Origin of the sequence: Thermoleptolyngbya sp. C42_A2020_037 (assembly GCF_015272455.1) — a bacterium.
In the GTDB taxonomy this organism is placed as follows: domain Bacteria; phylum Cyanobacteriota; class Cyanobacteriia; order Elainellales; family Elainellaceae; genus Thermoleptolyngbya.
Window position 1 is genome coordinate 100,906 of the sequence record NZ_JACYLP010000011.1, and the last position, 12,942, is coordinate 113,847.

Here is a 12,942-nt window from a genome sequence, read left to right on the forward strand (position 1 = left end):
CCAAAGCCTACTTAATGAACCTGGAAGGCTCTATCACTGGGTTCTGTGCCTGGGTTATTAAAGAGGCTTGGGGGATCTGATTTCAACGTCGTTGAGTTGATATGGTTGTTCTACGACTTTCTTCATAAATCTGCCTTCATCAGGCTCTATTTTCCAATCCTTCCATCCTAGATGGCGATAAAACCCAACTGCACGAGTGCTTTCGTCCGGGTCCGTTGTCAACCATATCTCCTTCCACCCCTCAGAAAATAGCCATTCCTCAACCAAACTGAGGAGCCGTTTGCCAATTCCTTTTCCCTCAAATTCTTTGAGGACAGCAATTACCCACATTTCTCCCTTGCTTTTGTTACCCATTGCAAATCCGATAATGCGGGAATCAATTTCACAGAGCCAGCCTCGATGGGAATTTTTCAACAGATCCCGCACTGACTCATGAGTGATTCCCAACTGTGTTAATTCTTCGCATCCTCGATCGTTGTGCCAAGTCGCTATCCGCACATCGAAAATAGCCTGGATGTCTTCTGGAAGGATTTCTCGAAAGAGAATAGAGCTGCTCATAGCAGTTTTACATTGATTTCTACTGAATAGTCTTGAAGGCGGCGCGTAGCTAAAGATTCCGTTTCTTGCTAGCCCTTAACTCCGATTTCGCCTGGGCTTGGCTACAGTTTTAGTTCCAGAATCTTGCTGGCGGGATACGGCCTGAGTCAGCAGCGAATCGGCAAAGGCGATCGCCTCTTCATTCCCACCCACAAGCTGAGCCAGCTCATGGCGGCGCTGATCATTGCTCAGTTGGGATACGCGCACCACCGTCCGCACGTCTTCAGATCCCTCCGCCAAATCCGTATCTACTCGCTCAGGATCTACTGGCTCAGGGGTCGCTTTGGCCTTCTTGCGGCCATTTTTGCTGGCGGATTCTGCGGCTGGGTCAATCACCTGCTTATCGACCCGAAAGTGGGTATGGGCCATGGCGGCAACGAGCGGCTGGTGCGTCACGCAAAGCACCTGATGACGGCTGCCAAGCTGGTGTAGCTTATCGGCGATCGCCTGGGCCACGCGCCCCGACACCCCCACGTCAATTTCGTCAAAGACCATCGTGCCAATCGGATCGACCTGCGAAAAGCACACCTTCAGCGCTAGCAAAAAGCGGCTCATTTCCCCACCAGAGGCGATCGCCGTCAGCGGTTGCAGCGGTTCGCCAGGGTTGGGGCTAAACAGAAACGTGATGCGATCGCCCCCGGCCGCTGTTGGATTCACCGGCGTAATCTCCACCTGAAACTGCACCTTTTCCATTGCCAGCGGCTTCAGTTCCTCAATTATTCGAGCTTCCAGCGTATGGGCGGCGGCGCGACGCAGTTCCGTAAGCTGGGCACAGGCAGCGGCGAGTTCTTGCTGGCGCTGGGCATACTGGGCTTCCAGCGCTTCTAGCGATTGTCCGCCATCGCTGAGCGCGTCCACATCTGCCTGCACCCGCTGCGCGTAGGCGATCGCCTCGCCGAGGGTCGGGCCATACTTCTTGCAAATCTGCTTAAGCTGGATAATTCGCTGCTCGACCGCTTCCAGGCGCTCCGGGTCAGTTTCTAGTCCCTCACCGTAGGTGTTGATCTGCCGACCCGCCTCCTGTATCCGCGCCAGCGCTTCTGACACCATGTCCAACACTGGCTCCAGATCTCGGTCATAGCGCACCATATCCGTCAACCAATTCTCCGCTTTGCCCAACAGATCTGCCGCTGCATTCCCACCCGTGTCGTTCTGGTAGAGCGCCTGATACACCTGATAGCTCTGTTGCTGTAGCTCCACCGTATGGCTGAGGCGCTGGCGCTCCTGCTCCAACTGCTCCAACTCTTGCGGATCGCTGAGATTTGCCGCCGCCAGTTCCTTTGCCTGATATTCAAACAAATCAAGCTGCTGCTGGCGCTGCTGCTCCATCTGACGGCGTTTTTCCAGCGCTTGTGCCGCCTGCTGAAAGGCGGCATAGGCGGCTGCGACGACTTCTCGCTGCTGCATCAGGGCAGCGCCGCCAAAGCTATCGAGCCAATCGCGCTGGAGGCTGGGCTGCCCCAGTTGCACGGTTTGCCCCTGGGCGGTAATTTCCACGAGGCGATCGCGCAGGTCTTCCATCTGCTGCTTGTTCACCACCACCCCATTTACCCGCGAACGGCTGCGGACGCTGCCCTGCCCCAGCGTCATCTCGCGGCTACACACTAGCGTTTCATCCTCTAGCGGCTCAAGATCCTGCGCCGCCAGCCAGTCTTGCAGCACAGGCTCCATCGCAAAGGTCGCCTCGATTCGCGCCGAATCCGCCCCCGTTCGCACCGCCCGCCCCGATACCTTGCCGCCCAGTGCCGCATCCAGCGCGTCGAGAATAATCGATTTACCCGCGCCCGTTTCCCCCGTCAGCACGTTCAAGCCCTCGCCAAACCGAATCTCTAGGCGATCGACCAGGGCAAAGTTCTCAATGTTGAGAGAAATTAACATAGGAGGGGCAAAGAGAACACCTAGATCAACATATGGAGATCAAAATACGGATCACTCTAATGGCTCAACTATCAGGGGCTAGAATCTTAGAGTAGAACATTTGAATTACTACTCGGCCACACATTTCAGTGTATAGCAGGCAAATGGCGCATCAAGATCTTTGGGACATCTTCGAGCCTGTAAATAGTCTCAAAAAATAAATAGTCTCAAAAAATAGTCTCAAAATTTCATATCTCAAAGTCTCAAGGTCTCAAAATTTCATGTCTCAAGGTCTCAAAATTTTCTAGCGTTCAGCCCTGAACTCTACTCCTTGACCTCCAAGTCCTGTCATAGAGCCTATTCTAGAGTTAACGCCAGCGCAAGGAGCCACCGTCCAATGACCCACTTCACCATTGATCTGAGTGCCATTACTGTGCTGACTGACGCTCAGTTTGATGCGCTCTGTGCCAACAATCCCGACATCAAGTTTGAGCGCACCCCCAACGGAGAACTCGTCATTATGGCTCCCACCGGCGGAGAAACTGGAAAAGATAATGCAAAATTGACTGCTCGCTTCGTTATCTGGAATGAAAATACAGATCTAGGCGTTGTGTTCGACTCGTTTACCTGTTTTCGGTTGCCGGGTGGGGGCGATCGCTCTCCTGATGTAGCCTGGGTTGAAAAGGCTCGCTGGGAAGCCCTGTCAGCCGATCTCCGTCGCAAGTTTCCGCCCATCTGCCCCGACTTTGTGCTGGAACTCCTCTCCCCCAGCGACAATCCCCAAACCATTCGCGCCAAGATGCAGGAATACCTTTCCTGTGGCGCAAAGCTCGGCTGGATGCTGAATCCAGAGGAACAGCAAGCCGAAATTTATCGACCCGACCAGCCCGTAGAAGTGCTAGACGCGCCCACTAGCCTGTCCGGTGAACCCGTCCTGCCAGGGCTGGTTTTGCAATTGGGCTGGCTGTGGAAAGGCGCGGTGAAGTAATGCCCCTACTGGAGCGTCATCGGCGCATACTGCCAATCCGGACGCAATTCTGCCGCATCCCGCAGGTAGGCATGGCGGACGCGCACCTCGGCGGGTAGGTTGATTTGTAGCAGCAGGCGGATGCAGCGCGGTAGGCTGCCTTTCACTGCCATTTGCTGTAGATCTAGCAGCGGCACATCGTTCCAGCCAGGACGCTGGCGGGCAATTTTGGCCGGAAACACGGCATCCAGGTCTGGCGTGACGGAAAAAATTAGATTAACGATTTCGTCCGGGTCGAGGACTCCGGGGTTGAGCCGTTCCAATTCTTCTAATAGCTCGATGACCGCTTCGGCGATCGCCCCTTCCGTATTCTCTGCAACCGTCGTTGCGCCCCGAATTGCCCGAACTCGCCAACCCACAGATTTGTCCTCCCGTTTTGAGTATTTGGGGAATGGAGCGTAGAAGGATTGGGATTTGGAGAAGGGTTACTGCTCCGCCATGCCATCACTTCGTGACTCCATCACCCCGCCTATGGCCGATACATCCACAGCGGCACGCCGCTCGTCGCCAGTTCAAATTCAATCCAGTCTGTAGCCGAAGATAGCCTGTGGGTAAGCAAACTGCCAAGGCGATCGCCCTGCATTTCACTCCCCGTTCGCAATCGGCGGAGCAAGCTCTTTTTCTCCTCGATGTTGAATGTGCGAGTCTTTTCTGGATCGAGTCCAGCTAGTTCGCAGGCCCAGCGACGGGCATCTTCCTCTGTCCCCAGGCGATCGACAATCCCCAGTTCCAACGCTTGTTGCCCAGTGAAAATCCGTCCATCGGCAAACCCCCGGACGGTTTCAACCGCCAGATTCCTGGCTTCAGCCACCGTTTGCACAAACTGGCCATAGCTCGTGTCAATCAGCTCTTGCAGAATATGTTGCTCTGGTTCCGTCAGTTCTCGATCAAAGGCCAGAATGTCTTTATACGGGCCAGATTTAATCACTTTGAAGGATACGCCAATTCGCTCCAGCAGGCGTTCCAGATTATTGCCCCGCAGGATGACACCGATACTGCCTGTCACGGTGCCTGGGTTTGCCACAATGTGCGGTGCGCCCATGCCGATATAGACACCGCCAGAGGCTGAGATATTGCCAAAGCTGGCGACGATTTTGATTTTTTCAGCCAGTCGCTTGAGCGCTTGATAGATTTCCTGCGAATCACCCACCGTTCCACCAGGGCTGTCGATCCGCAGCAGCAGTGCGGGAAATTTGCGCTCTTCGACTTGCTTGAGGGCTTCCAGGACGCGCTTGCGAGTGTCGCTGGCGATCGCCCCTGCAACCTCAATCCGGGCAATTTGCTTGCGAAACGACGGCTTAAAGAGCCTCACCATAGGTTTTCTAACTAACAAAAATTACGCTCAATTCTACGATTCTAAAGCGGAATTGCAGGGGCCCTCAAATTCGCAATCAGGATGCCCCCCTGAGAAGCCCTAATCCTGCAACCATCCTCTATGATCAGAAAATCTATGTGCCCCTTTTGCGCCTCACGTCTTCTGGAGGAACCCTGGTCTACACTCGTCCCCTTGCCCGCCTGATTGAACAGTTGCAACGGCTTCCTGGCGTTGGGCCCAAATCGGCTCAGCGGCTAGCGCTGCACATTCTTAAGCGGCCAGAAGAAGAAGTAAAAGCCTTAGCCCAGGCGTTGCTAGAGGCAAAACAGCAGGTCGGACTGTGCTCCGTCTGTTTTCATCTGTCGGCCGAACCCATCTGCGACATTTGCAAAAATCCCAGCCGCGACCCACAACTCATCTGCGTAGTAGCCGATGCTCGCGATGTCATCGCCCTGGAAAAAACTCGCGAATACAAGGGCAAATATCACGTTTTGGGCGGCTTGATTTCTCCGATGGAGGGCATCGGCCCCGACCACCTCCATATTTCGCCCCTGGTTAAGCGCGTAGCCCAGCAGGGCGTTGAGGAAGTGATCATGGCCATCAGCCCCAGTGTAGAAGGCGACACCACCACACTTTATGTTGGGCAACTGCTAAAGCCGTTTACCAAAGTCACTCGCATTGCCTTTGGACTACCAATGGGCGGCGATTTGGAATATGCCGACGAGGTGACGCTGGCGCGGGCGCTAGAGGGCAGGCGAGAGCTAGAGTAGCGAGAGTAAAAGTAAAGTAAAAGTAATTAGCGTGGATGCCAGCGTTTACGGTTTAGGCCTTATCCCCGCCTTTCCAGACCGACTCAAAATCGGGGCACTGCTCCCCTTCCCAGCCAAACGGGTGCATTCCGCAGACCAGCATCGTGCCGCCGTAGACCTGTCCGTGGTAGTTGCGGCAGCCGACACAGGCGGGGTGGCGATTGAGAATGGGGTCAACCGTCTGGTTAAAGGGCTGCACGGTTTCCTGGATGGTGCTTTCTACGCCCGTCACCGCATTGATAAATGGAGCAAGCCATTCCTCCATCTGGCGATCAATCTGATCGAGATCAGGGGCGATCGCCTCATTCAGCCGCTCTGCCACCTCGTCCGACCATTCAAAAATCGCATCCACCGTTTCATTCACGTCACGGTTAATGTCTTCCAGAAACTGTTCTACTTGTTGGGCGATCGTCTCAAACATAGGGTTCAGGGATTAGGACTCAAGTTTCAAAGGTCGGGGTCGAGCGGCAGCACCAAGAGCAAAGGTTGGGATCAATACGGAACCTGGAATCAGCGCGATCGCAGCCCTGCCAAGCAGATACCCCGCCGCTCTTTCTCCCCAATTCCGAATCCCCAGTCCTTAATTCCGTTTCAGCCGTCTTAGCTCCTCTTGCAGTTTGGCGACTTGCTGACGCAGATCCTCCGCCGTTGACTGGCTGGACGACTGGCCCGATGTTGCAGAGCTTTCAGCGGCCGGCCGGCTAGCAGATTGAGTTGGCTCTTCCTCATCCGTCAGAATTTCGATGCGGCGAGGCTCTGCGGGTTTTTCGGGTTCACCCTCGACGGGCTGCTGGGCACGGTTCATCATCTCTTCCACCATGCGGCGGGCTTCTTCGGCGCTAATTTCGCCACGAGCGACCATTTCATCCGCCAGCTTTTGCGCCTGCACCCGCAAATCTGCCAGAGTGCTGCCCGCTTTTTCGCCCGCGTAAGAGGCTAACCCGACACCCAGATAAAATGCCTTTTGAACCAGATCTCCAAAGCCTGCCATAGCGATGTGGCTCCTCTGCCAAGCGTCTAGATATTGCGTTAGAAGTTAACCTGGCAAACGCCCAGAACTACACGAAATAGCGCACGAAATAGCGCTGAAAGCTTGCAGCCATCTGGCGTTTTTCCAGTGGTCAATACTATTCAGCATAGCGGTTTAGCGAGGTGGTTAACCGGGTGGGATCTCCAGACACCCAAGTACGGAAATTTGTGACGGAAATTTGGGGTGGAATGTCCCAGCAATCCTGCTCTACTCCTCCACAGCCCAGCCCTCCGGTTATTGCTGCCAATACTTATACGCCGCGTAGGCCATCGTCACTACGCCGGTGACGATGGCCGTTTCGTCTACATGAAATTGAGGATGGTGAAGGGGATAGTTGGGCTTGTCGGCAAAGGCAACACCCAGACGGAACATCGTGCCAGGAGCATGTTGCAAGTATAACGAGAAGTCTTCTGCGCCGAGGGAGGGTTCTAAAAGAATCTGGACGCGATCGCCCCCCCAAGCTTCCGATGCCGCCGATTCCATAATCTGCGTCAACGCTGGGTCATTTTGTACCGAAGGCACGCCCCGGCGATAGTTCATCGTGTACTTTGCCCCATAGCTCTGGCAGACATTCGCCACGATTTGCTCAATCCAGGCAGGCAGAGTGGCGCTGGTTTCAGGATGGAGCGATCGCACCGTACCCAGCATCCGCACCTGATCCGCAATCACATTCGGTGCCCGCCCGCCCTGGATTTGCCCAATTGTTAGCACCACTGGACGTAGCGGGTTTTGCGTCCTACTAATCGCCTGTTGCAGCGTCGTCACCACCTGCGATGCAATCCAGATCGCGTCGATCGCCTCATGCGGCCGCGCCCCATGCCCCGACTCCCCCATAATCACCAGTTCCAGATCATCCGCCGCCGCCGTCAGCGCCCCATAGCGAATCCCCACCGATCCCCCTGGAATCGTCGGAAACGTGTGAACCCCAAAAATAGCCGTCACGCCCTCCATCACCCCATCGCGAATCATCCAGCCTGCGCCCTGCGCCGTCTCCTCCGCAGGCTGAAACAAAAACCGAGTCGTGCCCGGAAACTGAATCCCCAACTGCGCCAGCACCATCGCCGTCCCCAGTCCCACAGTGGTATGCACATCATGACCGCAGGCGTGCATAATTCCCGGCTGCCGCGAAGCAAATTCCAGTCCCGTGCGCTCCTGAATCGGCAGCGCATCCATATCCGTGCGAATTGCCAGCATTCGGGAGTCTCTATCCGTGCCGCGCAGTTCTGCTACCACGCCGGTCTTGCCCACTAGTTCCTGCACATGCAATCCACAAGACGACACCACACCTGATACATAGGCGGCTGTCTGGTATTCCTGTCCGCTCAGTTCAGGATGGCTGTGCAGATGGCGGCGAATTTCAACCAGTCGAGGGGCAAGGCTCGCGGCAAGATCTTTAATTTGGCTCAGCATGGAGACAGACAAGGGTAGAGGTTAACCTCATAATAAAGAGTTGTTAAGAAAAGGTTCTACTAGCTGACTCCATCACCTCATCACCCTATCACGGTTCATCCGTACCAAATCTCGCCACAAAGGATACATTAGAGGAACAGTCTCTTCTCTCTGACGCTGCTTTGGAGAATCGCACCCTATGGAGTCCATCGTTGCTGCCCTTGCTCTCCTCATTGTGGGTTACACTGTCGGCTCCGTCAGAATCATCAATCAGGGCACCGAGGCGCTAGTAGAGCGCTTGGGGAAGTTTCACCGCAAGCTCGGGCCGGGGCTAAATTTTGTGGTGCCGTTTCTCGACACAATTGTTTTAGAAGAATCAACCCGCGAGCGCGTGCTAGATATCGAAAAGCAAAAAGCCATTACTGGCGACAACGTATCAGCGGACGTAGACGCAGTGGTCTACTGGCGAATTTTGCAGCTAGAGCGCACATTCTATGCCGTGGAAAATATTGAGGAAGCGCTGGAGAGCTTAGTGACGACGACGCTCCGTTCCGAAATTGGGCGGATGAGTCTGGCTCAGACCTTTTCCTCTAGAAACGAAATCAACCAGGCCTTGCTGCACCAACTCGACGAAGCAACCGGAACCTGGGGCGTGAAGGTGACGCGAGTGGAGGTGCAGAGCATTGAGCCTGCCCCAGATGTGCTGCGAGCAATGGAGCTAGAACGCGCTGCTGAAAGTAAAAAGAAGGCAGCCATTTCTGAAGCGCAGGGCAAAAAGCAGGCGGCAATTGAAGAAGCCGAGGGTGCGGTGCAGTCGATGAAAATGATTGCGGATGCGCTAAAGTCTCAGCCCAATAGTCGGGAGATCATGAAATATTTGGTCGCGCAACGGTATGTCGATGCCAGCTATCGACTCGGCGATAGCCCAAACTCCAAAATTGTGTTCATGGACCCGAAGGCGCTGACCGAAGCCCTGAGCGAGCTAATCGATCCAAATGCACCACCACCCAGTCAGCATCCACTAAACCCACCCAGAGAGGGATAAATTACTCTTGACTCTCGCATCCCGAAAAGACCAGCCGGGAGTTGAGGCACTAGGGTTTATCGAGCTTTGACGCGCCTCAGTCAGGCTTGCATCAAGAAGCCGCAGCCAGTTCCTCTAGTCGCTCTTGCTGGTCTTTGGAAATGCAGGACTGAATCAATTCTTCCAAATCACCTTCAAGGACGGCGTTTAGACTGAAGTTTTGGTTCAGGCGATGGTCGGTGACACGATTGTCCTTGTAGTTGTAAGTCCGAATTTTTTCTGAGCGTTCGCCCGTGCCAACCTGAGACCGGCGCATTGAGGTGACGGCTTCTTGCTGTTCTCGCAGCTTAATTTCGTAGAGCTTGGCTCGCAAGATTTGCATGGCGCGTTCGCGGTTTTGAAGCTGCGATCGCTCTTCAGTGCAAAACACACGAATACCTGTCGGTTTGTGGATCAGGTCAACGGCGGTTTCCACCTTGTTCACGTTTTGTCCGCCCGCGCCGCCCGATCGCGCTGTTTTTAGCTCAATGTCCTTTGGGTCGATTTCCACTTCCACATCATCGACTTCCGGCATGATAGCAACCGTCGCCGTCGAGGTGTGAACCCGCCCGCCTGCTTCCGTCACGGGGACTCGCTGCACTCGATGAACGCCAGCCTCAAACTTAAGCTTGCTGTAGACCTGGTCGCCCTGAATTTCCAAAATGGCTTCTTTGAAGCCGCCCATATCCGCCAGCGACTCACTGACCATTTTGACCCGCCAGTTTTGGCTTTCGGCGTATCGGGAATACATCCGCAGCAGATCCCCAGCCCAGATGCTCGCCTCGTCGCCACCTGCACCCGCCCGGATCTCTAGCATGATGTTCTTGTCATCGTTGGGATCTCGCGGCAGCAGCAGCACCTTCAGCCGATTTTCCAGGTGCGCGATTTTTTCTTCTAGCTCGTCCACTTCCAAAGCCGCCATTTCCCGCAGTTCTGCGTCGCCGCCTGCGTCTTTCAAAATCTGACGCGCCCCTTCTAGGTCACTTTGGGCTTTTTTCCATGCGTCAAAGGTCGTCACCGTTTCTTCTAGCGACGACCGAGTTTTAGCAAGCTTCTGGAACTCCGTGGGATCGGTTGCAATGTCGGGATCAGCCAACCGCCGCGTCAGTTCGTGAAAGGTTTGCTCTACGGAATTAAGTTTGTCGAGAAGATAGGCTTCTGCCATAACGTTGGGAGTGAGGAAGAACGATAGGTGAGGCGAAGGGTTCGCCACCCGTGAGGGTCAAAATTCAGAAAATGAAGGCGATCGCCAGTTTTCCTATCGCTACTTCTTCTTATCCGCTGCTGCACCGTCGCCCGTGCGCGAGTCGGTCATCCCATACTTCCGCAAGAAGCGCTCCACGCGACCCTCAGTGTCGATAATCTTCTGAGTGCCCGTATAGAAGGGATGGTTGCCAGACCACACATCGACGTGCAGTTCGGGCTTGGTGGAACCAACGGTCGTGACCAGTTCACCGTTGCAGTAAACCTTGGCTTCGGGATACCAAGTGGGATGGATGTCAGGCTTTGGCATAACAGTCTCAAGTCTGTTGCTTTTCAAGGGTTGTCAAGGAATGTCAAACGGTCAATGCAGGCAATCGGGCAAGGTGCAGCCTACGTCGCCCCTACAGCCAGTCTAGCGCTTCGAGTATTGGGGAGCCTTGCGGGCCTTGTGCAGACCGTATTTCTTCCGCTCTTTAGCACGGGGATCGCGGGTCAAATAGCCTTCAATTTTCAGCGGCTTGCGGTTCTCAGGGTCTAGCTCGCAGAGCGCCCGCGCTACACCCAGGCGGATTGAGTCTGCCTGGCCGGTCAGTCCACCACCCGTTGCATTCACCAACACGTCGTATTCATTTTCCAGTCCCAGGGTTTCCAGCGGCGCTTTGGCGATCGCCAGATAGGAGGGGTTGAACTGGAGATATTCTTCACCAGGGCGGCCATTCACGATCAGCTTGCCCGTACCAGGCACTAGGCGAACACGGGCGATCGCCGACTTGCGACGACCCGTCCCCCAATACACAACGCGACCAGATTTCTCAGTAGCTTGCATTCTTATTTTTCTCCAGGAATCGTTTTAATCGTCAACACTTCGGGCTGTTGAGCCGCATGGGGATGGGTCGGGCCCGCGTAGACCTTGAGCTTGGTAAACAACTGGCGACCCAGGGAGTTCTTGGGCAGCATCCCCTTCACGGCTTGTTCTACAATCCGTTCCGGCAGGCGAGACTGGAGCTTGGTAAAGTTCTCCACCTTCATGCCGCCGGGCCGCCCAGAATGACGACGGTAGAGCTTTTGAGTGCGCTTTTTGCCCGTCACGTCTACTTTCTCAGCATTCACGATGATGACGAAATCACCCGTGTCCAGATGCGGCGTAAAGGTCGGCTTGTTTTTGCCGCGCAGCACATTGGCAACTTCGCTAGCCAGTCGTCCGAGACGCTGATCAGTTGCATCGACGACATACCACTTGCGCTCAATTTCAGTTGTGGGAGGGAGATAGGTCTTGTTCATAATGTTCTATCGGGTTCCAGGAGAGTCAAAGGTTTGAGGAAAAGGCTCACAAGAGGCTTAGACAGAGGCTTAGACATCAGAGGGGAGGAACTTGACTGAGAACTAGCCAGAAGAGGCAACGGCGATCGCTGGTTCAGTCAGCGGCAAGAGGAACTGGGGCTGCGTGTCATACCAGAGGCTCGGCTCAAAGGGCGAATCAGGATAGCCCACGCGCAGCAAGCAGAGTCCCTGCGGTGGCGCGGCATACTTTACCTGATCCCGGCGCTGCTCTTGCCAGAGGCGGGTAAACTCGGTGGGCGATCGCTCTCCCCGTCCCACGTCAACCAGCATTCCCACCAGCAGGCGCACCATGCCGTAGAGGAACCCGCTCGCCTGAATCTCTAGCTGCACGAACGGCCCGCGTCGGACGCACTCTACCGCCTGCACATCGACCCAGGAATGGGCCCGCTTCGAGCCAGCCCGATGAAATGCTGCCAGGTGTTGCCGCCCCAACAATGGGGTCAGCGCTGCCTGCATGGCTTCAACATCCAGCGGCGCATGATAATAGTGCCAGCTAAAGGGGCGGACGAACAGATTAGGGCAGGCATCGGTGTAGAGCGTATAGCGATAGCGTCGCCAAATCGCTGAAAACCGAGCGTGCCAGGAGCGATCTACCGGGGCCGATGCCCGAATTAGCACGTCTTCTGGCAGACGGCTATTGAGAATATCGCGCCACCGATAGGGCGGGATCAGGGTCGCCGCATCAAAATGAGCCACCTGAGCGGCTGCATGAACGCCAGAATCGGTTCGCCCTGCGCCGTGCAGCGTCACAGAATGCCCCAGCACAGTAGCGATCGCCCGCTCAATTTCTTCTTGGACGGTGCGATGCTGCGCCTGCCGCTGCCAGCCATGAAACTGAGTGCCCAGGTATTGAATGACCAGAGCAACCCGTTGTGAGTCTACCGAGCAGTTTTCCCCTGAACTAGCAGCCTCCTTTAGCGTTGGCAGCGCGATTGCCATAGCCAGATGCCTACATCCTCAGGTCAGTTCGATAATCGCCATTTCAGCGTTATCGCCCCGGCGGCTTACGGTTCGCTGAATGCGAGTGTAGCCTCCATTGCGATCGCCATAGCGCTCCTTCGCACCCTCAAACAGGGCGTGAACAAGCTGCTTGTCATAAAGGTAGCCTAGAGCCTCACGTCGAGCAGCCAGAGAGCCGTCCTTTGCAAGCGTAATCATTCGCTCTGCTTCGGAACGGACTGCCTTGGCCCGTACCTTGGTCGTTGTGATGCGACCGTGACGAATGAGTTCGGTGGTCAGCGCTCTGAGGAGAGCGCGCCGCTGATCTGCGGGCTTACCCAGTTGTGGAACACGACGACGGTGACGCATATC

The 12,942-nt window shown here is 55.3% G+C and carries 16 protein-coding genes; 3 read left to right on the top strand and 13 right to left on the bottom strand.

What is annotated here, in order from left to right:
• Positions 1–57: 57 nt before the first annotated feature.
• Complete coding sequence (locus IGS16_RS03050) at positions 58–558, bottom strand: GNAT family N-acetyltransferase (protein ID WP_297083259.1); 501 nt, start codon at positions 556–558, stop codon at positions 58–60.
• Positions 559–633: 75 nt separating this feature from the next.
• Positions 634–2,475, bottom strand: coding sequence for a DNA repair protein RecN (recN, locus tag IGS16_RS03055; protein ID WP_297083261.1), 1,842 nt, complete (start codon positions 2,473–2,475; stop codon positions 634–636).
• Between the two features lie 376 nt (positions 2,476–2,851).
• On the opposite strand from recN, the gene IGS16_RS03060 reads away from it, so the two are divergent.
• Positions 2,852–3,442, top strand: coding sequence for a Uma2 family endonuclease (locus IGS16_RS03060; protein WP_297083263.1), 591 nt, complete (start codon positions 2,852–2,854; stop codon positions 3,440–3,442).
• Positions 3,443–3,447: 5 nt separating this feature from the next.
• On the opposite strand, the gene aroH is transcribed toward IGS16_RS03060, so the two are convergent.
• Positions 3,448–3,840 carry a chorismate mutase gene (gene aroH, locus IGS16_RS03065; protein ID WP_068510017.1) on the bottom strand — a complete coding sequence of 131 codons (393 nt, stop codon included), beginning with the start codon at positions 3,838–3,840 and terminating at the stop codon, positions 3,448–3,450.
• A 110-nt stretch (positions 3,841–3,950) separates the two neighbouring features.
• Positions 3,951–4,796, bottom strand: coding sequence for a signal peptide peptidase SppA (gene sppA, locus IGS16_RS03070; RefSeq protein ID WP_297083266.1), 846 nt, complete (start codon positions 4,794–4,796; stop codon positions 3,951–3,953).
• 173 nt (positions 4,797–4,969) lie between these two features.
• Between sppA and recR the strand changes: the two genes are divergently transcribed.
• On the top strand, positions 4,970–5,566 hold the full coding sequence (gene recR / locus IGS16_RS03075) for a recombination mediator RecR (protein ID WP_297083323.1): 597 nt from the start codon (positions 4,970–4,972) through the stop codon (positions 5,564–5,566).
• 52 nt (positions 5,567–5,618) lie between these two features.
• Here the strand turns inward: recR and IGS16_RS03080 are convergent, their stop codons facing one another.
• The 3 genes from IGS16_RS03080 to IGS16_RS03090 form a co-directional block, all read right to left on the bottom strand.
• Complete coding sequence (locus tag IGS16_RS03080) at positions 5,619–6,026, bottom strand: hypothetical protein (protein ID WP_297083268.1); 408 nt, start codon at positions 6,024–6,026, stop codon at positions 5,619–5,621.
• A gap of 159 nt (positions 6,027–6,185) precedes the next feature.
• Positions 6,186–6,596: a hypothetical protein gene (locus IGS16_RS03085; protein ID WP_297083270.1), complete on the bottom strand. Its 411-nt coding sequence runs from the start codon at positions 6,594–6,596 to the stop codon at positions 6,186–6,188.
• Between the two features lie 273 nt (positions 6,597–6,869).
• Positions 6,870–8,045, bottom strand: coding sequence for a M20 family metallopeptidase (locus tag IGS16_RS03090; RefSeq protein ID WP_297083271.1), 1,176 nt, complete (start codon positions 8,043–8,045; stop codon positions 6,870–6,872).
• 178 nt (positions 8,046–8,223) lie between these two features.
• Between IGS16_RS03090 and IGS16_RS03095 the strand changes: the two genes are divergently transcribed.
• A complete protein-coding gene (locus IGS16_RS03095; protein WP_297083273.1) occupies positions 8,224–9,069 on the top strand; it encodes an SPFH domain-containing protein in 846 nt (281 codons plus the stop codon).
• 91 nt (positions 9,070–9,160) lie between these two features.
• Here the strand turns inward: IGS16_RS03095 and prfA are convergent, their stop codons facing one another.
• The 6 genes from prfA to rplQ all read right to left on the bottom strand — a co-directional run bounded on the left by prfA (position 9,161) and on the right by rplQ (position 12,939).
• Entirely contained in the window at positions 9,161–10,252 is a 1,092-nt protein-coding gene (gene prfA / locus IGS16_RS03100) for a peptide chain release factor 1 (protein WP_297083275.1), read from the bottom strand.
• Between the two features lie 99 nt (positions 10,253–10,351).
• Positions 10,352–10,600 carry a 50S ribosomal protein L31 gene (rpmE, locus tag IGS16_RS03105; RefSeq protein ID WP_172358424.1) on the bottom strand — a complete coding sequence of 83 codons (249 nt, stop codon included), beginning with the start codon at positions 10,598–10,600 and terminating at the stop codon, positions 10,352–10,354.
• Between the two features lie 102 nt (positions 10,601–10,702).
• Positions 10,703–11,116, bottom strand: coding sequence for a 30S ribosomal protein S9 (gene rpsI / locus IGS16_RS03110; protein ID WP_068510037.1), 414 nt, complete (start codon positions 11,114–11,116; stop codon positions 10,703–10,705).
• A gap of 2 nt (positions 11,117–11,118) precedes the next feature.
• Positions 11,119–11,571 (bottom strand): 50S ribosomal protein L13, encoded by a 453-nt coding sequence (gene rplM / locus IGS16_RS03115; protein WP_297080134.1) that lies wholly within the window; start codon positions 11,569–11,571, stop codon positions 11,119–11,121.
• Positions 11,572–11,673: 102 nt separating this feature from the next.
• Entirely contained in the window at positions 11,674–12,570 is an 897-nt protein-coding gene (truA, locus tag IGS16_RS03120) for a tRNA pseudouridine(38-40) synthase TruA (RefSeq protein ID WP_297083277.1), read from the bottom strand.
• Positions 12,571–12,588: 18 nt separating this feature from the next.
• Positions 12,589–12,939 carry a 50S ribosomal protein L17 gene (gene rplQ, locus IGS16_RS03125; RefSeq protein WP_277772171.1) on the bottom strand — a complete coding sequence of 117 codons (351 nt, stop codon included), beginning with the start codon at positions 12,937–12,939 and terminating at the stop codon, positions 12,589–12,591.
• Positions 12,940–12,942 lie beyond the last annotated feature (3 nt).

Coding starts and splice junctions, on each gene's coding strand:
- rplQ (WP_277772171.1), bottom strand. CDS start 12,939: ATGCGTCACCGTCGTCGTGTTCCACAACTGGGTAAGCCCGCAGATCAG.
- IGS16_RS03050 (WP_297083259.1), bottom strand. CDS start 558: ATGAGCAGCTCTATTCTCTTTCGAGAAATCCTTCCAGAAGACATCCAG.
- IGS16_RS03095 (WP_297083273.1), top strand. CDS start 8,224: ATGGAGTCCATCGTTGCTGCCCTTGCTCTCCTCATTGTGGGTTACACT.
- truA (WP_297083277.1), bottom strand. CDS start 12,570: ATGGCAATCGCGCTGCCAACGCTAAAGGAGGCTGCTAGTTCAGGGGAA.
- rplM (WP_297080134.1), bottom strand. CDS start 11,571: ATGAACAAGACCTATCTCCCTCCCACAACTGAAATTGAGCGCAAGTGG.
- recN (WP_297083261.1), bottom strand. CDS start 2,475: ATGTTAATTTCTCTCAACATTGAGAACTTTGCCCTGGTCGATCGCCTA.
- IGS16_RS03060 (WP_297083263.1), top strand. CDS start 2,852: ATGACCCACTTCACCATTGATCTGAGTGCCATTACTGTGCTGACTGAC.
- rpsI (WP_068510037.1), bottom strand. CDS start 11,116: ATGCAAGCTACTGAGAAATCTGGTCGCGTTGTGTATTGGGGGACGGGT.
- sppA (WP_297083266.1), bottom strand. CDS start 4,796: ATGGTGAGGCTCTTTAAGCCGTCGTTTCGCAAGCAAATTGCCCGGATT.
- IGS16_RS03085 (WP_297083270.1), bottom strand. CDS start 6,596: ATGGCAGGCTTTGGAGATCTGGTTCAAAAGGCATTTTATCTGGGTGTC.
- IGS16_RS03080 (WP_297083268.1), bottom strand. CDS start 6,026: ATGTTTGAGACGATCGCCCAACAAGTAGAACAGTTTCTGGAAGACATT.
- IGS16_RS03090 (WP_297083271.1), bottom strand. CDS start 8,045: ATGCTGAGCCAAATTAAAGATCTTGCCGCGAGCCTTGCCCCTCGACTG.
- prfA (WP_297083275.1), bottom strand. CDS start 10,252: ATGGCAGAAGCCTATCTTCTCGACAAACTTAATTCCGTAGAGCAAACC.
- rpmE (WP_172358424.1), bottom strand. CDS start 10,600: ATGCCAAAGCCTGACATCCATCCCACTTGGTATCCCGAAGCCAAGGTT.